Raw genomic sequence first — 21,573 nt, forward strand, 5'->3', positions numbered from 1 at the left:
TCTAAAATCCCATGACGGTGCATTTTTCCGAAAAACCTCCAACAGATACTCGCGACTCTGCGAATACTTCCGAAGAAGAAGTATTTGCATTTCCCACCTCTTTTGCCCAGCAAAGACTGTGGTTTATCGATCAATTAGAACCGGGAAATCCTTTTTACAATCTTCCGGCGGCTGTCTTACTGAAAGGCAAGCTAAATGTAGTAGTGCTAGAACGAAGTTTCAAGGAAATTGTGTGCCGTCACGAAGCTTTGCGAACGACATTTGCCACTGTAGACGGTCAACCCGTGCAGGTGGTTGGTGAAAAGTTTAATTTCGGACTGCAACTTTTAGACTTGCAAAAATTGTCCGAAATTCAACGAGAAGCGGAAGTCAAAAAACTGGCAGCAGCAGAAGCTAGCAAACCTTTTGACCTCACCAAAGGGCCGCTGTTGCGAGCTAATTTGCTACAGTTAGATGCTGAGAAATATGTCTTGCTGCTGACGCTGCACCACATTATTTTTGATGGCTGGTCAATCGGAGTCTTTCTGCAAGAATTAGCAGCACTTTACGAAGCGTTTTCGATTGGCAAACCATCCCCACTTCCCGAACTTCCCATCCAGTACGCCGATTTTGCTATTTGGCAGCGGGAATGGCTGGCTGGCGATTCCGTGGGGGATAGCTTCGCTTCACGCTTGCAAACTCAACTTAACTACTGGAAAAAGCAGCTCAGTGGCGCTCCCCCCTTGCTGGAATTGCCAGCCGATCGCCCCCGTCCCCCCGTGCAAACCTATCGGGGCGCGAAAGAATCATTGCTCATCCCGAAAACGCTAACGGCAGCCCTCAAAAAGCTCAGCCGCCAGGAAAATGCCACCCTGTTTATGACCCTGCTAGCAGCCTTTAAAACGTTGCTCTATCGCTATACAGGACAGGCAGATATCCCCGTTGGTTCTCCCATCGCCAACCGCAACAGAGCGGAAATTCAAGGGCTAATCGGGTTTTTTGTCAATACTTTGGTATTGCGAACTGATTTGTCAGGTGCTCCCACTTTTCGGCAGTTGCTCGATCGCATTCGGGATGTGAGTTTGGAAGCTTACGCTCACCAGGATTTGCCGTTTGAGAAATTGGTTGAAGAGTTGCAACCAGAGCGCAATTTGAGCTACAATCCGCTGTTTCAAGTAGCTTTTGTTTTGCAAAGTGCGCCCGTTGCTGCTGAATCAATCGCCGGACTAAATCTTATTCTTTTAGATGTTGAGAATCAGACAGCAAAGGTTGATTTAACCCTGCATTTAGAAGAACAGCAGGAAGAAATTAGCGGTCAGTTTGAATACAGCACAGATTTATTTGATGCAGCCACAATCAATCGGATGGCGGGGCATTTTCTCACCTTGCTGGAGGGCATAGCTGCCAACCCCGATCGGCGGATTGAAGAGTTGCCGTTGCTGGGGGAAAAAGAGCGGCATCAGTTGTTGGTAGAGTGGAATGACACCCGCGCCGATTATTCGAGCGATCGCTGCATTCATCAATTATTTGCAGCGCAGGTCGATCGAACTCCCGATGCCATTGCAGTCGTATTTGAAGACCAAAAACTCACCTACCGCGAGCTGAATGAACGAGCCAACCAACTCGCGCATTACCTGCAAAAACTCGGCGTTAAACCAGAAGTTTTGGTGGGAATTTGCGTCGAGCGAGCGATCGATACAATCGTCGGTATTCTCGGTATTCTCAAAGCTGGGGGCGCTTACGTTCCGATCGATCCAGCCAACCCGCGCGATCGCCTTGCTTTTATACTCGAAGACGCACAGGTAAATGTGCTGCTGAGTGAGAAAAAGTTGTTGCCAAATCTGCCTAAATCCAGCGCCAAAATCGTTTTTCTCGATGCCGATCGAAGTGCTTTCTCCCAACACAGCAAAGAAAATCCCGCCAGCGCCACCACTGCCGAAAATCTCGCCTATATTATCTACACTTCTGGCTCAACTGGCATCCCCAAAGGCGTTTTAGTTTCTCACTCAAACGTCCTCCGCCTGTTTGCTGCTACCCAGTCGCAGTACAACTTCAACGAGCAAGATGTGTGGACGCTGTTTCACTCCTATGCCTTTGACTTCTCAGTCTGGGAAATTTGGGGCGCTTTGCTATACGGCGGGCGACTCGCGATCGTGCCTTATTCAGTCAGCCGATCGCCCCAAGAATTTTACAACTTGCTATGCAAAGAAAAGGTAACAGTTCTCAACCAAACTCCTTCTGCATTTTACCAGTTGATAAAAACAGAAGAATCTGTCGGAATTGGCCAAGATTTAAGCCTGCGCTTAGTGATTTTTGGCGGGGAAGCTTTAGACTTGCAAAGCTTAAAACCTTGGTTCGATCGGCACGGCGATCGGCACCCCCAACTTGTCAATATGTATGGCATTACAGAAACCACAGTCCACGTCACCTATCAGCCGCTGACTGTCGCTGATTTAAGTAAAAATGCCAGCCTTATTGGCCGTCCAATTCCTGACTTGCAAGTTTACCTGCTCGATCGCAACTGCCAACCCGTTCCGATCGGCATTCCTGGGGAAATTTACGTGGGTGGTGCTGGCGTCGCGCGGGGCTATCTCAATCAGCCAGAATTAACGGCCGATCGGTTTATTTCCAATCCCTTTAATGACAATTTGAAAGCGCGGTTGTACAAATCGGGAGACTTAGCTCGCTACCTACCGAATGGCGACATTCAATACTTGGGACGAATTGATCGCCAAGTAAAAGTGCGTGGTTTCCGCATCGAATTGGGAGAAATTGAAGCAGCCCTAGGACAGCATTCCGATGTGTCGCAGGCTGTAGTTATAGTGCGAGAAGATGTGCCAGGAGATAAGCGATTGATAGCTTATATAAGTGCTAATTCAGCAGCACAAAATAAGCATTCTATACTGATTCACGAACTACGCTGCTTTCTGAAAGGAAAATTGCCGGAATACATGATACCTGCTGCTTTTGTGACACTGGAGGCGCTGCCTTTAACAAACAACGGTAAAGTCGATCGCAAAGCCCTGCCTGCACCGGAGCGCGATCGCCCAGAACTCGAAGAGGCATTCGCCGCGCCCACCACGGCTATTGAGAAAATCCTGGCAGAAATTTGGGCGCAAGTATTGGGGTTAGAACAAGTGGGAATTGACGACAATTTCTTTGAATTGGGCGGCGATTCTATCCTCAGCATTCAAGTCATTTCTAAAGCCAATCAAGCTGGGTTGCGACTCACACCAAAAAAAATATTTCAATACCAAACTATTGCCCAATTAGCAGCCGTTGCCGATACAGCTCAGCCCCAACAATCGGAACAAGGATTAATCATTGGTGAAGTTCCGCTGACACCGATTCAGCAATGGTTTTTCGAGCAAAATCTCTCCGATCCGCACCACTGGAATCAGGCGGTGCTTTTAGAGTTGCAGCAACCTCTCGAACCTGCATTAATTGAGTCAGTTTTGCAGGAATTGCTGAAGCACCACGACGCGCTGCGCCTGCGTTTTGTGCCAGGAGAATCTGGCTGGCAGCAGGCGATCGCTCGCCCTGACGAGGTTGCTCCGTTTACCTGCATTGATTTGTCGTCGCTACCTCCAGAGGAGCGAGAAGCCGCTTTCCAAAATGCTGCCACTCAGTTGCAAATTAGTTTAAATTTGTCCGAGGGGCCATTACTTCGCGCTGCCCTATTTGACTTGGGTCAACATCAGCCAAATCGCTTGTTATTGGCCATTCATCACTTAGCGGTTGATGCTGTTTCTTGGCGAATTTTAATTGAGGATTTTCAGACAGCTTACGGGCAAATTAGTGGCGGCGAAACAGCCGCGCTACCGCCCAAAACAACCTCATTTAAGCAGTGGGCAGAACGCTTGCATGAGTGGGCGCGATCGCCCGAATTGCAGGGAGAGTTCGATTACTGGTTCGCCCTTTCTCATCAACCAACTTCTAGCTTGCCAATAGATTTCCCCACAGCAGCTAATTTAGTTGCATCTGAAAAAACAGTATCCGTTGCTTTGAGTGTTGAAGAAACAAAACTGCTCTTACAAGAAGTACCTGCCGTTTACCGCACGCAAATTAACGATGTATTGCTAACTGCTTTAGGTCAAGCATTTGCACGCTGGACTGGCAATAACTCACTTTTACTGGACTTAGAAGGTCACGGGCGCGAAGATATATTTGAGGGAGTAGATTTGTCGCGCACAATCGGCTGGTTTACAGCAGTTTTTCCTGTCCTGTTAAATTCAGAAAAACATTCCGATCTAGGCTCTGCCATCAAATCAGTGAAAGAGCAGTTACGCGCAGTACCAAATCGCGGTGTTGGCTTCGGTATCTTACGATATTTAAACCCAGAAACTGCTAAAAATTTGCACAAATTGCCGCAAGCTGAGGTAAGCTTTAACTATCTCGGACAGTTTGACCAAGTGCTGCCAAAAGCTTCTTTATTAATGCTGTCTTCCGAGCCGAGTGGCCCCCTTCGCAGCCCGCGCGGAAATCGGCGTTACCTACTGGAAATTAACGGGTTTATTGCCAGCAACAAGCTGCAATTAGATTGGACGTACAGCGAAAGTATTCACCGACGAGAAAGCATTGAAAATTTAGCAACGGGCTTTATAGAATCGCTGCGATCGCTAATTCAATACTGTCTGTCACCCGACGCTGGTGGCTGCACTTTTTCTGACTTTGCAGATTTTAAGTGGAGCCAGTGGAGTCAGGACGATTTAGATAACATTACCGCAATTTTGGGAGAGCTTTAATATGATCAAAGGCAATATCGAAGATTTTTATCCCCTCTCCCCAGCGCAGCAGGGCATTCTCTTTCATTCTCTTTACCAGCCAGAATCGGGCGTATATTTCGGGCAACTGCTATGCGTCTTGCGCGGCGATCTCAATGTTTCTGCGTTTAGAAATAGTTGGCAAAAAGTTGTAGAGCGGCATCCCATTTTGCGGACTTCTTTCCTGTGGGAAAATTTGAAAGAACCCGTGCAAGCGGTGCGTAAGCAGGCTGCATTATCTTGGCAGGAAATAAACTGGCGATCGCTCTCTGTGTCAGAACAACAACAGCAGTTAGAAACGTTCCTAAAAGCCGATCGAGAGCAGGGCTTTGACTTGAAATCAGCTCCCTTAATTCGCATTGCACTGGCGCAGTTAGAAGCAGATACTTTTCAGTTTATTTTGAGCCACCATCACTTAGTTTTAGATGGGTGGTCGCTGGCGATCGTGCTTGAGGAAGTTTTTGCATTTTATCAAGCCTTCTCCCAGGGCGAGGAATTGCACCTCAAACGCCCTCGCCCTTATCGGGATTACATCGCGTGGCTGCACCAGCAAGATTTATCTGCGGCTGAGTCATTTTGGCGGCAAACTCTCAAAGGTTTTGCAGCTCCAACTGCGATCGCCCGATGCAATATTGTCGCGGGAAACCATTTAGAAAGTAGTGGCGAACAGCAGGTGATATTTTCTGCAACAGCCACGGCCACACTGCAATCTGCCGCGCGGCAGCATCAGCTAACATTAAATACCCTCGTACAGGCAGCTTGGGCGCTACTTTTGAGCCGATACAGTGGCGAGGAAGATGTGGTTTTTGGTACGGTTGTCTCCGGGCGATCGCCAGATTTAATCGGTGCTGAATCGGTAGTGGGACTGTTCGTAAATCCTCTGCCAGTGCGCGTAAAAATCAACCCACAGGATGTTATTTTATCCTGGTTGAAAGAACTCCAAGCGCAACAAGTTGAGGCGCGGCAGTATGAGTACAGCCCCCTCGTTGAGGTGCAGGGGTGGAGCGAAGTTCCTCGGAGTTTACCTTTATTTGAGAGTTTCGTCGTTTTTGAGAATTATCCCTCGGATGCTTCTTTGCAAGAGAAGATTCACAACTTAAAAGTAGAGAATATTCGCTCCTTGGAAACAACGAATTATCCTCTAACGGTGATGGCGATGCCCGGTGCGGAATTGACGCTGAAAATTATTTTCGATCGTAGCTACTTTGAGGACAGTGCGATAGCGCGGATGCTCAAACACCTGCAAACTTTACTGGAAGGAATGGCTGCCAATCCTCACCAAAAACTATCCAATTTATCCTTATTGAGCGCCGCTGAACAACAACAATTACTTGTCCAGTGGAACGACACCCAAGCGGATTACCCCAAAAATTCCTCAATTCATGAATTATTTGCAGCACAAACAGAGCGAACCCCAGATGCAGTGGCTGCAATTTGCGAAAATGAACAATTGACTTACCGCGAATTGAATGCCAAAGCCAATCAAATCGCGCATTACCTGCAAACTCTCGGTGTAAAATCCGAAGTTTTGGTGGGAATTTGCTTAGAGCGATCGCTGGAAATGCTGGTGGCCATTTTGGGCATTTTAAAAGCCGGTGCCGCTTACGTTCCTCTCGATCCTGCTTATCCCCAAGAACGCCGATCCTTCATGCTAGCAGACGCAAAAGTTCCGGTGCTTTTGACTCAAAAAAACCTCCTAGAAACCCTCCCCGAACACAGCGCTAAAGTCGTCTGTATCGACGCAGAATGGCAGGAAATTTCCCGCGAGAGCGATCGCAACCCCGCTGTTAAAGTCGAAGCCGAAAACCTCGCTTACGTCCTCTACACTTCCGGCTCCACAGGCACTCCCAAAGGCGTACTCGGCACCCACCGAGGCACTGTCAATCGCTGTTTTTGGAACCCCTACCCTTTGATCGCAGAAGATATTTGCTGTCAAAAAACATCCTTAAATTTTGTCGATTCAATTTGGGAAATCTTTGCTCCTTTGCTGCATGGGTTGCCAACTGTGATTATTCCCGATCGAGCCGTCAAAGATATTAACCAATTCCTTCAAACCTTATCAAAGCAAAATGTAACGCGACTGGTTTTGGTTCCTTCTTTGTTGCGCGCTATCTTAGATTCCTTCCCTGATTTAGACAGGCGTTTGCCTCAATTAAAGTATTGGATTTGCAGCGGAGAAACTCTGCCGATGGAACTTTGCCAGCAATTTCGAGAGCAGATGCCCCAGCGGGTATTAATCAATCTTTATGGCTCTTCGGAAGTAGCTGCGGATGTGACGTGGTACGATGCAACTCACTGTGTCGAGAAAGTTCCAATTGGTCGCCCGATCGCCAACACGCAAATTTACCTGCTCGATCGCAATTTGCAACCCGTTCCCATAGGAATTCCCGGCGAGATTTACGTCGGTGGCGATGGATTGGCAAAGGGCTACTTAAACCGCCCCGAATTAACCTCGGAGAAATTCATTTCTAACCCGTTTGGGCCAGAAAAATTAGATTTTGTCGGTAACTCTCATCAAAAAGTTTTGTTCAAAACAGGCGATATCGGTTGTTACCTGCCGGATGGTAATATAGAATTTCTGGGCCGTAGTGATTGCCAAGTAAAAATTCGCGGTTTCCGCATCGAACTAGGAGAAATAGAAGCAGCGCTTTCTCAACATTCTTCTGTGTCCACCGCTGCTGTTTTGCTTCAGGAAAAAGTACCGGGCAGTCAACGCCTAGTCGCTTACCTAGTTGCTAACTCAGAGTTCAGAAATCAGCAGCCAGAACTTATTTCCGAACTGCGTTCATTCTTAAAGCACAAACTGCCCGATTACATGGTGCCTTCAGCTTTTGTGCTATTAGATGCGTTGCCACTAACGCCCAACGGAAAAATTGACCGCCTCGCCTTATCTCAAAAGTGCGATTACGTTTCTGATGAAACAGCCTTCACTGAGCCACAAACGCCCACAGAGAAAGAAATTGCTGAGATTTGGACTGCTCTTTTAGGGCTAGAAAAAGTAGGAACTAACCAAAGCTTTTTTGACCTCGGCGGTCACTCTCTGATGGCAACACGGTTAATATCGCGAGTGCGATCGTGCTTTGGGGTAGAGTTAGCGCTGTGCGATTTTTTTGCCGCTCCCACCATTCAGAATTTAGCTGAACTAATCGAGGAAGAAATTCTGGCAAATGCCGATTCTAACCAGATAGATAAATTGCTCGATATTTTAGAAAATATTGATGGAGAGGAAGCACAAACTGTGATGCTGACTGAGTAAATATCGGGTTAGTAAAAAAGCACAAACAGCTATTTTTTCCTTAAAAAGTCGGTGGAATAGGAGAGAAAAAACATTTAACAGGATTAATCGCAATGAGTAAACTAACAGTAAAAACCAAAAATCCTCAAGATATAATGCAGCCATTAACAGCCTCAAAAACCCCAATTGAAGAAAAGTTAATGGAGCTATTCAGTGCCTCAGAAAAGTCATTTTTGGCAGAGGAAGCAATGGAGGAGCGAATTTCTGCGATTGTTCAAGACTTTTTGTACGCAAAAACCGCGAGTACAGATATTGACTTAGAGTTAATTATTCAGGAGTTTAGGGAAAACAAAATTCCCGCCTTTCCTAAAGATGTTGGGAATTATATCGATGATTTTGCCAAAACCCTCGTTGCCCATTCCATTCACACATCTTCCCCCCGATATATCGGTCACATGACGAGCGCACTTCCCTATTTTGTGCGCCCGATCGCGAAGCTTTTAACCGCGATGAATCAAAATTTAGTCAAGATGGAAACTGCCAAAGTTTTAAGCCCCTGCGAGCGCCAGACTTTAGCAATGATGCACCGATTAATTTACAATTTTTCTGAGGATTTTTATAACCAGCACATTCAAAAAAGTGACAGCACGCTCGGTATCATGGTAACGGGCGGCACCCTAGCTAATATCACAGCCATGTGGTGCGCTCGCAACGCTTCTTTAGGGCCAAAAAATAACTTTAGTGGCATTGAAAAAGAAGGGTTGTACGCAGCTTTAGAGTTTTACGGCTACAAGGGAATGGTGATAATCGGCTCCAGTTTGATGCACTATTCTTTTGAAAAGGCTGCCGGTTTATTAGGCATTGGCGATCGCAATCTCCTAAAAATTCCCACCGATTCCAATCACCGCATGGATTTGGCAGCGCTGCGCCAAACTGTAGCCGAATGCCGCGATCGCAACCTGCACATTCTGGCAATTATCGGTATTGCAGGCAGCACGGATTCGGGAAGTATCGATCCGCTTCCAGAAATAGCGGCGATCGCGCAAGAAGCAAACGCTCACTTTCACGTCGATGCTGCTTGGGGCGGCCCCGTGCTTTTTTCCGAACGTCACCGACACAAATTCGCAGGTATTCAACTAGCAGATTCCGTCACCATAGATGGACACAAACAAATGTATTTGCCAATGGGAATCGGCCTGGTTTTATTCCGCAATCCCCAAACCGCCAAAGTTATTGAAAAACACGCGCCCTACACGGTGCGAAAAGAGTCCATCGATCTAGGCAAGCGATCTCTCGAAGGCTCTCGATCGGGTGCGAGTTTGTTCTTGCAAGCAGCGTTGAATATCATCGGCCATCAAGGCTATGAGTTTTTGATAGATGCAGGCATCCATAAAACCCAGCACTTCGCCAATTTAATTCGGGAAAATCCAGCATTTGAATTGCTGCTAGAACCAGAAATTAATATTCTTTTATACCGCTACATTCCAGAAACCTTCAGGGAAAAAGCAGCCAAAAAACAACTGGCAGAAGCAGACAACCACTTCATCAATCAATTTAACGAGCGCCTTCAGGAGGCCCAGCGGCGAGCCGGTCACACCTTCGTATCGCGAACAACCGTGCAAAACACCTGTTATGGCAAAACCGTTCCCATTGTTGCTTTTCGAGTCGTCCTTGCCAACCCCCTCACCACTGAAGCAGATATCAACTTTGTTTTAAACGACCAGCTCAAAATAGCAGCAAAGCTTTCCTTAACGATCGCAAACAGCGACAACTGCGAGAAGGTGAATTATGATGTCTACTAATCGTTCAGAACGACTAAAAAACCTCTCGCCCCAGCAGCGAGCGCTCCTCCTCAAAGCATTGGGCAAAGAGGCAGTACAGGCCGAGCAATCTAAGCGTATTCCCAGGCGATCGCAGCAAAATTCTGCTCCCCTTTCTTTTGCCCAGCAACGACTGTGGTTTCTCGATCGATTGTCTCCCGAAAACCCTGCCTACAACCTTCCTGCTGCTGTGCGTTTGCAAGGACAATTGAATTTGTCAGCACTGCAACAAACACTCAATGAAATTGTCCGGCGTCACGAAGTTTTACGGACTGCTTTTGCAGAAGTAGACGAGCAACCTGTCCAACTGATTTCTTCTTCCTTAAATTTCGCTTTGTCGGTGGTAAACTTGCAACATTTACCAGAAACTGAGCAGCAAGCTGAAATTGAGCAGCGTACTCTTGAAGAAGCCCAACGCCCCTTTGACTTAACGCGATCGCCCTTACTGCGAGGCACTCTCCTGCAACTTGGTTCGGCAGAATATGTGTTGCTGCTAACGATACACCACATTATTTCTGATGGTTGGTCTATGGGCGTATTGGTGCGAGAAGTGGCCGCACTTTATGAAGCTTTTTCCACTGACAAACCCTCTGAGTTGCCTGAACTTCCCGTACAGTATGCCGACTTCGCCAGTTGGCAGCGGCAGCATTTCCAGGGAGAGAAATTAGAAAAACAGCTCGCTTATTGGAAACAGCAATTGGGAGGCACTTTAGCTGTGCTGTCAACAGATAAGCAGCGCTCTCCCGTGCAAACTTTCCGAGGATCGCAGCAATCTTTTGTTATTTCTGCTCCTTTAACTGAAAGGCTGAAAACGCTCGCTCAGCAACAAGATGTCACCCTATTTATGACCTTATTGGCAGCATTTCAATCGTTGCTATACTGCCAAATCAAGCAGGACAACCTCGCTATTGGCTCTCCTATTGCCAACCGCAACCTCCTTGAATTAGAGGAAGTAATTGGATTTTTTGTCAATACTTTAGTGCTGCGAATTGACACCGCAGGTAATCCAACTTTCCGCGAACTACTCGGTCGAACACGCGAGGTAGCATTAGCAGCTTACGCTCACCCCGATGTCCCTTTTGAAAAGCTCGTCCTGGAATTGCAGCCGGAGCGAAATCTCAGCTATAACCCGCTATTTCAAGTGTGGTTTGTTCTCCAGAATGCACCCATACCCCCCCTGAAATTAGGCGATTTGACCTTGAGCATTCTGGAATTCGATGTCGGTATGTCGAGACACGACTTAAGCCTCACTCTCTGGGAGATTTCAGAAGGAATTCAAGGCTTATTTGAGTACAAAACAGACTTATTTGAAGCTACGACTATTGCCCGAATGGTGAGAGGTTTCCAAACCCTCCTCAACCAGGTAGTCATCCAGCCAGATATCAAGATGGACGACTTGGCTAAAATTATTGCCGAAGTCGAAAGGCAGCACCAAATCGAGCAGGAAAAACAAATTCATAGTTCGGGGATTAACAAATTAAAAATGGCTAAACGCAAAGTTATGAAAAGTTTAAACTGATGGCTCATATCAATTCCGGTTGCATTGGAATGATTAAACCGCAGAGTACGCAGAGAACGCAGAGGAAGAGAACAGAGAGATGAATAATTCCGATGAAGAGCGGATTTGATATCAATCTCTCAGGTTGTTTCGGGAAAAAGAGATAAATTTTTCACAAAACCAAAAACTATGACAAATACAGAAACAAAAAATCTCAATTCCCAAAAGTTAGGAGCAGTTAGGCGAAAAGCCGTCAGCCTGTCCTCAGAGGAATTAGTCAAAACCGCCTATCTCCAGCCCGAAAACTTTCTACCTCTAGTTGTTCAGCCAACAGTAGAAAAATTAAATCTCGCGGGTTGGGCACAGAACAATCGCTCATCAATTGAAACACAGTTATGGAAGCATGGAGGAATACTTTTCCGAGGCTTTGAAGTCGGCGATGTGAATGGTTTCGAGCAGTTTATTCAAACTCTTGCTGGCGACTTGTTGGAATATTCTTTTCGCTCAACTCCGCGTAGCTTGGTGAGCGGAAATATCTACACTTCCACCGAGTATCCTGCCGAGCAATTCATCCCACTGCACAATGAAATGGCTTATTCTCGAAATTGGCCACTTAAAATTGCTTTTTTCTGCGTTAAAAAAGCCGAACAAGGAGGAGAAACTCCGATCGCTAACAGCCGCAAAGTGTTTGAAAACCTGGATTCAAAAATTAGAGAAAAGTTTGCCCAGAACAAGGTTATGTATGTGCGAAATTACGGCGGTGGCGTAGATTTGTCCTGGCAAAATGTCTTCAATACTGATAGCAAGATTGAGGTAGAAGAGTATTGCCAACAAGCGGGAATTGAGTTAGAATGGAAAAGTGGCGATCGCTTGAGAACTCGGCAAATATGTCAAGCTATCGCTCAGCACCCAAAAACGCAGGAAATGGTGTGGTTTAATCAAGCTCACCTCTTCCACATTTCCAATCTAGAACCCGTCGTTCGCAAAGAGCTTTTAACTTCTTTCAAGCAGGAAGATTTACCCCGCAATGCTTATTACGGCGATGGCTCGCCCATTGAAGATTTTATATTAGACGAAATTCGTCGCTGCTATCAGCAAGAAACGATAGTTTTTCCTTGGGAAGAAGGAGATGTCTTGCTGCTAGATAATATGCTAGCCGCGCACGGACGCACCTCATTCTCTGGTTCGCGTCGAGTTGTTGTCGGGATGGCAGAACCGTTTAGCTGTCAAGATATTTAGACCCATGAAAGGAACAGTAGATATGCAAAATGAAACAATCGAAGGGTTTAGACTTTCTCCACAGCAACGACATTTGTGGGGGTTGCAGCAAAATAATTCTCAACAGATATATCGTGTTCGAGGTGCAATTTTAATTTCAGGAAACCTCGATCGAGAGATTCTGAAAAAGGCGCTGCAAAATGTCGTAAATCGGCACGAAATCCTGCGTACTAGCTTTCACTGCTTGCCAGGGATGACACTACCCCTGCAAGCGATCGCCCGCACTGGTGAAATTCCTATCTCAGAACACAATCTGAGCGGTTTGTCTCCCGAAGAACAAGAAGCTAAAATTGAAGCGCTTTTTCAGCAACTAAACCTGCTTGCTTTTGATTTTGAGCGCGGCCCACTTTGGCATCTCTCTTTAGTAACTTTGGGGGAAAACAAGCACCTATTGCTGGCGAACTTCTCTGCCTTAATTGCAGATAGTGTCACCCTGAAAAATTTTACCCGCGAACTCAGTCTTTCCTACTTAGCTTGTGGGCGCGGGGAAGAGTTCTCTGATGAGTCAATGCAATATGCCGATATTGCTGAGTGGCAAAATGAGTTACTCGAATCAGAAGAAACGGCAATCGGCAAAGAATACTGGCGCAAACAGAATCTTGAATCTTTGGATTGCTTAACGCTTCCTTGGGAAAAGCAGAATTCCGCTTCGGAATTTCCGCCGCTAGTAGAAAGGGTGGAAATTCGGGGTGATTTGTTGAACAGATTGGAAGCGATCGCGCAAAAACACCAAAGCGATATTTCTACATTCCTGCTGACTTGCTGGCAAATTCTCATTTGGCGGCTTACCAGACAGCCAAACCTGATAGTCGGCGTAACTGGAAACGGCAGGAAATATCAAGAATTAGAACACTCTCTGGGGCTGTTGAGTACCTATTTACCGCTACATTGCGACTTGCAAGACGAATTCAGTTTTGTAGAAGTTTGGCGACAAGTTGAGCTAAATCTCAAAGATATTCACACTTGGCAAGAATATTTCACCTGGGAAGAAACTCTAGAATCCGATAAAAGTAACGCTTTTTTGCCCATCTGCTTTGAGTGTGAAACAGAGCCAGAGAAATATGGCGAGTCTGGCGTTTCATTTTTGCTCGATCGGCAAGATGCCTGCCTAGAGCCATTCAAACTTAAACTTTCCTGTCTTTCACGAGGCAATTGCTTAATCACCGATTTTTGCTACGATCCGGCTTTATTTGAAGCTGAAGATATCAAACGCTTGTCAAAACACTTTCAGGCACTATTAGAAAGTGCAGTAAAAAGTCCACAAATTCCCATTAGTCAGTTAAATATACTGAGCGATCGCGATCGTCACCAACTTCTCATTGACTTTAACCAAACTCAAAAAGATTACCCAACAGACAAGTGCGTTCACCAGCTTTTTGAAGAACAAGCCCATCGCACGCCAGATAGCATTGCCGTTGTCTTTGAAAACCAAAAAATCACCTACCGAGAACTCAACGATCGCGCCAATCAACTGGCCCATCACCTGCAAAACTTGGGAGTTGAGCCAGAGGCAATTGTCGGAATTTGCGTCGATCGCTCTTTAGAAACAATCCTAGGAATGCTGGGCATTCTCAAAGCCGGTGGTGCCTATTTGCCGATCGATCCGGCAACCCCAGTAGATCGCAAAGCACTCATGCTAGAAGACGCTCAGGTGAAGGTTTTGCTGGCACAACAGCGGCTCATCGAAAGCTTGCCGAAAACTCAGGCAAATATTGTTTGCATCGATCGAGATATTCCGACTGTTTCTGCCTCTTACACGCCCCCTGTTTCTACAGACAATTTAGCTTACGTCATCTATACTTCCGGTTCCACTGGCATCCCCAAGGGAGTAGCGATCGAACACCGGCAACTGCTCAATTACCTGTACGCTATTCAGGAAAGATTAAACCTGCCATCTGGTGCCAGTTTCGCCACCGTTTCCACCTTCGCCGCCGACTTAGGAAACACAGCGATTTTCCCCGCCCTTTGTTTCGGCGGTTGCCTGCATATTATCTCCCAAGAACGCGCCACCGATCCAGAGGCACTGGGTGAATATTTTTCCCGCAATCCCATCGACTGCCTCAAAATAGTTCCCTCTCATCTAGCCGCCCTTTTAAATTCCTCCCAACCCAAGTCAATTTTGCCTGGTAAACGGCTTATTTTAGGTGGTGAAGCTGCCAACTGGAGCTTAGTTAAAACACTTCGCAATCTTGCTCCCAGTTGCTCAGTTTTCAATCACTACGGGCCAACAGAAACAACTGTAGGTGTGCTGACTTATCAAGTGGATTTTGATAAAACTGGGTGCGATTTTGAGACAGTTCCACTCGGTCTTCCGATTGCCAACACTCAGATTTATATCTTGGATTCTTACTTGCAGTCGGTGCCGATAGGCGTACCTGGTGAACTGTACGTCGGCGGTGATAATTTGGCACGCGGATATCTTAACCGCCCTGAATTAACCGCAGAAAAATTTATTCGCAATCCATTTGACACGCAAGCAAAAACACGACTGTACAAAACGGGTGATTTGGCTCGCTATTTGCCAGACGGAAACATCGAATTTATTGGGCGAATTGACAGTCAAGTAAAAATCCGGGGTTTCCGCATTGAATTGGGAGAAATTGAGGCGGTGCTGGGGCAGCATCCAGATATCGCGCAGGCTGTAGTTGTGGCGCGGGAAGACGAGATGGCACAAAAGCGCCTCGTGGCTTATTTGATTTCTGAGCAGAAACCAGCACCAAGCAGCAGCGAACTTCGCCGTTTTTTAGCGACAAAATTGCCTGATTACATGGTGCCTTGGGCTTTTGTAATGCTCAAAAGTTTGCCTTTAACTCCTAATGGAAAGATCGATCGGCGATCGCTCCCAGAACCTGACGAAATGCGGCCGGAGTTGACAGAAAACTTTGTTGCGCCTCGCACAAATATCGAGGAAGTTTTAGCCGCTATCTGGGCTGAAGTTCTCAAACTTGAAAAAGTCGGCATTTACGACAACTTTTTTGAATTAGGAGGGCATTCCCTATTAGCCACTCAAGTAATTTCCAGAGTGCGCCAAGCATTTCAGGTCGAGTTGCCTTTGCACCGTTTATTTGAGTCTGCGACTGTCGCCGATTTTGCTGTAGCGATCGCGCAAAAGCAAGTCGAACAAATAGACAGTGAAATGCTAGGGAGGGTGTTAGCAGACCTCGATCAACTTTCAGAAGCACAAATTCAGGAAATTCTCGCCCAGCAAGGAGTCAGCAAATGAGTGATTTAATTGAACGCATCGCGGGTCTTTCTCCCCAAAAGCGCGAGTTGCTGTTGCAGCGACTCAACCATAAAAAAGAAAGCGTTTCGCTAGCAAAAATTCTGCCTCAAAGTCGAGAGTCTAACACTTTTCCTCTGTCGTTTGCTCAACAGCGGTTGTGGTTTTTTGAGCAACTAAATGCAGGTAACTTTACCTATCATATCCTCGCCGGCGTGCGTTTGACGGGCACACTCGACGTCACAGCCCTCGATCGCAGTCTCAACGAACTTGTCAAGCGTCATGAAGTTTTGCGAACGGCTTTTAAGACAATAAATGGGCAACCCATTCAGGCGATCGCTTCCCATCTGGAATTGAAAATTTTAGAAATAGATTTGCGATCGCTTCCTGAAACTGAACAATCTCGCGAAGTTGAACGGTTAATCGCCGTAGAATCTCAGCAAGCTTTCGATTTGTCGCAAGCACCCTTATTGCGTGCCAAATTGCTGCACTTGAGCGATTCCAACTGGGTGCTGCTATTGAGTACGCACCACATCATTTTCGATGCCTGGTCAATGGGAATATTCATTCAGGAACTCGCCACGTTTTATCAAGCCTTTTGCACTGGCAAACCTTCTCCCCTTCCCGAACTGTCGGTACAGTACGCAGACTTTGCAAGTTGGCAGCGCCAGTGGTTGCAAGGAGAAGTTTTAGAGACGCAGCTTGCTTACTGGAAAAAACAGCTCGGAGGCAATCTTCCTGTACTAAATTTGCCAACAGATCGCCCCCGCTCGGCAGTACAAACCTTCCGAGGTGCGGTGCATAAATTCACTATTCCCAAGGCAATCGCAGAGGAAATCGTCCAATTGAGCCAGCGGGAAAAAGCTACTTTATTTATGACCCTATTGGCAGCGTTTAAAACATTACTTTATCGCTACACCGGGCAAGAAGATATTTTAGTCGGCTCCCCCATTGCTAACCGCAACAGACGCGAAATCGAGGAATTAATTGGCTTATTTGCTAACACTTTAGTTTTCCGAACCAATCTGTCGAGCAACCCAACTTTTAAAGAGTTACTGGCTAGAGTGCGAGAAGTAGCTATCGGCGCGTATAACCACCAGGATTTACCATTCGAGAAACTGGTAGAAATCCTACACCACGAACGAGATTTAAGTCATAATCCGCTATTTCAGGTGCTGTTCTCTCTGCGAAATGTTCGGACACCGCAGATAAAATTGCCAGGAGTGATGTTGAGCAATTTAGAAATAGAACGAAAAACGGCGAGATTTGATTTAGCGCTTGACCTGGAGGAAGGATTAGAGGGTATTAATGGAACGCTTGAGTATAGCCAAGATTTGTTTGACGCTAGCACTGCACGACGGATAGCCGGACATTTTATTACCTTACTAGAAAGTATAGCTACCAATCCCGAACAGCGCCTTTCAAATTTGCCAATCTTGACAAAACCTGAACAGCAGCAACTACTATTCGAGTGGAACAATACTCAATCGAATTTTCCGCAAGATAAGTGCATACATGAACTATTTGAAGCGCAGGCAGCACTGACACCAGATGCGATCGCTGTCGTTTTTGAAAATGAATGTCTGACTTACCGGGATCTGAACGAAAAAGCAAATAACCTCGCAAGTTACTTGCAAAAAATTGGTGTCAATCCAGAATTTTTGGTAGGAATTTATGTCGATCGCTCCCTAGACATGGTGGTAGGGCTTCTCGGCATCCTCAAAGCCGGTGGTGCTTACGTTCCCCTCGATCCAGCATATCCGCCAGAGCGCCTTGCATTCATGCTGGAAGACGCGCACATTTCAGTGTTACTCACTCAGCAAAAACTATTAGAAACCCTGCCAAAAAATAGCGCCTCTATCGTGTTTCTGGATGCAGATAGGGAAGGCATATCGAGCTGCGACGAGCCAGTCGTGGGTTTACAAAATTCCTCAAATTTAGCCTATGTCATCTATACTTCAGGCTCAACAGGTCAACCCAAAGGAGTGCAAATTTCCCACGCCTCTGCCGTTAACTTCTTGAGTTCTATGCGCCAACAACTCGCGATCGCAGACCGAGATGTTTGGCTAGCAGTAACATCCTTATCTTTTGACATTGCAGCGCTGGAACTGTTCCTGCCTATTACAACAGGTTCTCGCGTCGTTGTAGCCAGCCGAGAAGTGGCATCAAACGGGGAAAAGCTGTTAGAAACATTAACAAATTCTGGCGCGACAGTCATGCAAGCTACTCCAGCCAGTTGGAAAATGCTTTTAGCAGCAGGAGGGCCGGGAAACAATCAATTAAAAATACTGTGCGGGGGAGAAGCTTTACCCCGACAGCTCGCCAATCAGTTGCTTTTGTGCGGCGCTGCTGTGTGGAATTTATACGGTCCTACAGAAACCACTATCTGGTCTACTCTCTATCAGGTCGATCGCAAACATGAATCAGTTTCCATCGGTCGCCCGATTGCTAACACTCAAATTTTCATATTAGACCGCTATTTAATGCCGGTTCCCGTTGGCATATTTGGCGAACTGTACATCGGCGGTGCCGGCTTATCTAGAGGCTACCTAAACCGACCGGAACTGACCGCCGAGAAGTTTATTCCTAACCCCTTTGCAGAGGACGGAATTCATGCTTCATTCATCCTTCATCCTTCATCGTTTATTCTTTCAGAACGCCTCTATAAAACCGGGGACTTGGCTCGCTATCTCCCAGATGGAAACATTGAATTTATGGGGCGCAGCGACCACCAGGTGAAAGTTCGCGGATTTCGCATCGAATTAGGCGAAATTGAAGCGGTACTCAGCCAATACCCAGCCGTGCGAGAAGCGATCGCACTGGTTCGAGAGGATAATCCGGGCGACAAGCGTTTAGTAGCTTATATCGTTGTTAACTCAGAACTCCGGGGCGGACACGGGAACACTGCTCCTACGAATTCAGAATTTATTAATCACTTGCGCGTCTTTCTCAAACAAAAACTGCCGCAGTACATGATACCGTCAGCGTTTGTGCTGCTGGAAGCAATGCCTTTAACGCCTAATGGAAAAATCGATCGGCGATCGCTAAGAGCACCTGACACAAACACAGCGGAATTCGAGAGCAATTTTACCGAGCCTCGAACTCCCGACGAGCAATTAATAGCAGAAATTTGGGCGGAAGTTCTCGGTTTAGAGCGAATTGGCATTCACGATAACTTCTTTGAATTAGGAGGTCATTCATTGCTGGCTACTCAGGCGATCGCCCGCCTGCGAGAAGCGTTTCAAATTGAATTGCCCCTGCGCGTTTTATTTGAATCGCCAACAGTGACAAGTTTGAGCGATCGCATTTCCGAAATCTGTCGCACCGAGCAAACACTGAAAGCACCCCCCATCGAGCGCGTCTCGCGGGAGGGAGAATTGCCCCTTTCCTTTGCACAACAGCGGCTCTGGTTCGTCGATCAATTGCAACCGGGCGATCCAGCGTACAATATTCCCGCAGCCGTGCGCTTGAAAGGTGCGATCGACGTGACAGCATTACAGCGCAGTTTCCAAACAATTATCGCTCGCCACGAAGCCTTGCGGACAATTTTTAACACAGTGGAAGGGCGATCGATTCAAACGATTATTCCCTCTCCGACTTTCGCGCTTTCAGTCATAGACTTGCGGGAATTTCCTCACTCGCAGCGGGAAGCCGAAGCGGTGCGACTCGCTCTTGAAGAAGCGCGACAACCTTTTGACTTAGCAAAATGGCCATTAATGCGCGTCACTTTGCTACAGTTAAACGAGACAGAATCTATATTATTGCTAACCATTCATCACATCGTTGCAGATGGCTGGTCCCTAGGGGTACTCGTGCGGGAAATGGCTGCACTCTACGAAGCTTTTTGTGTTGGAAAACCTTCCCCACTTTCTGAGCTTCCCCTTCAATACGCCGATTATGCCGTGTGGCAGCGAAAGTGGCTTTCTGGGGAAGTTTTAGAAACAAAACTTGCCTATTGGAAGCAACACTTAGGCAATCCTTTGCCAGTGCTGCAACTGCCTACCAAACAACCGCGCTCTAATGTTTCTACCTATCGGGCTGCCCTTCAACCGTTCCAGCTTTCCCCAACCCTTTCGCAAGCCCTCAATAAGCTGAGTCGTCAAGAAAGTGCCACCCTATTTATGACGATGCTAGCCGCTTTAGAAACGCTGCTATATCGCTATACAAATCAGGATGACATCATTGTCGGCACAGACCTGGCAAATCGCACCCAAATTGAGACAGAAGGTTTAATAGGCTTCTTTGTCAATATCCTCGTTTTGCGGACTGATTTGAGTGGCAATCCCACTTTTTGCGAATTGCTCGCAAGAATGCGCGAAGTAACTTTAAAAGCCTACGCTCATCAAGATGTACCCTTCGACAAATTAGTGGAGGAATTGCGCCCCGATCGCACTCTAAATCAGCCACAAATTTTTCAAGTTTTATTCGTTATGCAAAATATGCCGATGCCTGCTTTAAAGCTGGGCAATTTAACTTTAACTCCGTTAGAAGTTGACAGCGAAATTGCGAAATTCGATTTAGTTCTCTTCGTGGGGGAAACGGAGCGGGGAATTGCCGGTAGTTGGAAATATAATGCAGGTCTTTTCGACTGCGCCACCATCGAGCAAATGTCAAATCGCTTTGAAACTCTCCTCAGCAGCATTGTAGCGCAGCCAGAAACTCGGTTAAACAACTTGGAAATTATCACGGAAGCTGAAAAACAAAAACAAACCATGCAAGAACTAAAGCGCGAAAAACTAAATTTTAGCAAGTTTAAGAGCATTAAACCGAAAGAGGTTGCTCTGCCTGAAGGCGAGTTGATAAAAACCGAGTTTCTTCAGCCTGGGGAACTATTCCCGTTAGTCATCAAACCCGCTATTAACAATGTCGATCTTGCAGACTGGGCAAAGAACAACCGCGAATTGATAGAAGCAAAATTGCTACAGCACGGAGCAATTCTGTTTCGAGGATTCATTGAGCCTGTGGTTTCTGCTTTCGAGCAGTTTGCTCACGCAATTTGTCCTGAATTATTTGGGGAGTACGGGGATTTGCCACGCGAAGGAGTTAGCGGAAAAGTTTACGGTTCAACTCCTTACCCAGCAGATCAAGCTATCTTATTTCACAGCGAGAGTTCGCACCTGCACCGCTGGCCGATGAAAATTTGGTTTTTCTGCGTTCAGCCAGCGCAACAAGGCGGAGAAACGCCGATTGTTGACTGCCGTAAAATTTACCAGTTGCTAGACCCGAAACTCAGAGAAAAATTTGCCCAAAAGCAAATTATGTACGTCCGTAACTACACAGACGGACTGGATGTAAGCTGGAAAGATTTTTTCAAAACCGAAGACAAATCGGTGGTTGAGGAATACTGCCGACAAGCTGGGATGAAATTTGAGTGGAAAGCAGGAAATAATTTGAGAACTCGCAAAATTCGCCCCGCAATTGCCAAGCACCAAAAAACTGGAGAGATGGTATTTTTTAACCAACTTCCCTTGCACCACATTTCCTGCTTAGATGCGGCAACCCGCGCTTCCTTGCTCTCTGTTTTTGGAGAAGAGAACCTCCCCCGCAATGTCTATTACGGTGACGGCACTCCTATTGAAGATTCGGTAATGGAAGAAATTCAGGCAGTGTACGCGCAAGCTGCTGTTAGTTTTCCCTGGCAAGCAGGAGACATCTTAATGCTAGATAATATGCTTGTCGCTCACAGTCGCAATCCATTTATCGGTTCGCGAAAAATTGTTGTAGCGATGGGCGAAATGATTCCTGAATTAGGAATTTAATTCCCTCTCATCTCTGCCACG

General features: G+C 46.6%; 7 protein-coding genes. All 7 read left to right on the plus strand.

Annotated elements, in window-relative coordinates; genetic code table 11:
* Nucleotides 1-11: 11 nt before the first annotated feature.
* The 7 genes from AACV78_RS20275 to AACV78_RS20305 all read left to right on the plus strand — a co-directional run bounded on the left by AACV78_RS20275 (nt 12) and on the right by AACV78_RS20305 (nt 21,552).
* Nucleotides 12-4,724 (plus strand): non-ribosomal peptide synthetase, encoded by a 4,713-nt coding sequence (locus AACV78_RS20275; protein WP_194009136.1) that lies wholly within the window; start codon nt 12-14, stop codon nt 4,722-4,724.
* Nucleotide 4,725: 1 nt separating this feature from the next.
* Nucleotides 4,726-7,998: a non-ribosomal peptide synthetase gene (locus tag AACV78_RS20280; RefSeq protein ID WP_194009135.1), complete on the plus strand. Its 3,273-nt coding sequence runs from the start codon at nt 4,726-4,728 to the stop codon at nt 7,996-7,998.
* A gap of 92 nt (nt 7,999-8,090) precedes the next feature.
* On the plus strand, nt 8,091-9,779 hold the full coding sequence (gene panP / locus AACV78_RS20285; protein WP_194009134.1) for a pyridoxal-dependent aspartate 1-decarboxylase PanP: 1,689 nt from the start codon (nt 8,091-8,093) through the stop codon (nt 9,777-9,779).
* Nucleotides 9,766-11,316 carry a condensation domain-containing protein gene (locus AACV78_RS20290; RefSeq protein WP_194009133.1) on the plus strand — a complete coding sequence of 517 codons (1,551 nt, stop codon included), beginning with the start codon at nt 9,766-9,768 and terminating at the stop codon, nt 11,314-11,316. Before panP ends, AACV78_RS20290 begins: the two co-directional genes overlap by 14 nt.
* 168 nt (nt 11,317-11,484) lie before the next feature.
* A complete protein-coding gene (locus AACV78_RS20295) occupies nt 11,485-12,534 on the plus strand; it encodes a TauD/TfdA family dioxygenase (RefSeq protein WP_194009132.1) in 1,050 nt (349 codons plus the stop codon).
* 22 nt (nt 12,535-12,556) lie between these two features.
* Nucleotides 12,557-15,796: a non-ribosomal peptide synthetase gene (locus tag AACV78_RS20300; RefSeq protein WP_194009131.1), complete on the plus strand. Its 3,240-nt coding sequence runs from the start codon at nt 12,557-12,559 to the stop codon at nt 15,794-15,796.
* Nucleotides 15,793-21,552: a non-ribosomal peptide synthetase gene (locus AACV78_RS20305; protein ID WP_194009130.1), complete on the plus strand. Its 5,760-nt coding sequence runs from the start codon at nt 15,793-15,795 to the stop codon at nt 21,550-21,552. The genes AACV78_RS20300 and AACV78_RS20305 overlap by 4 nt, the downstream gene beginning before the upstream one ends.
* Nucleotides 21,553-21,573 lie beyond the last annotated feature (21 nt).

The organism is Tychonema sp. LEGE 07196 (assembly GCF_963890365.1).
Classification (GTDB): domain Bacteria; phylum Cyanobacteriota; class Cyanobacteriia; order Cyanobacteriales; family Microcoleaceae; genus Microcoleus.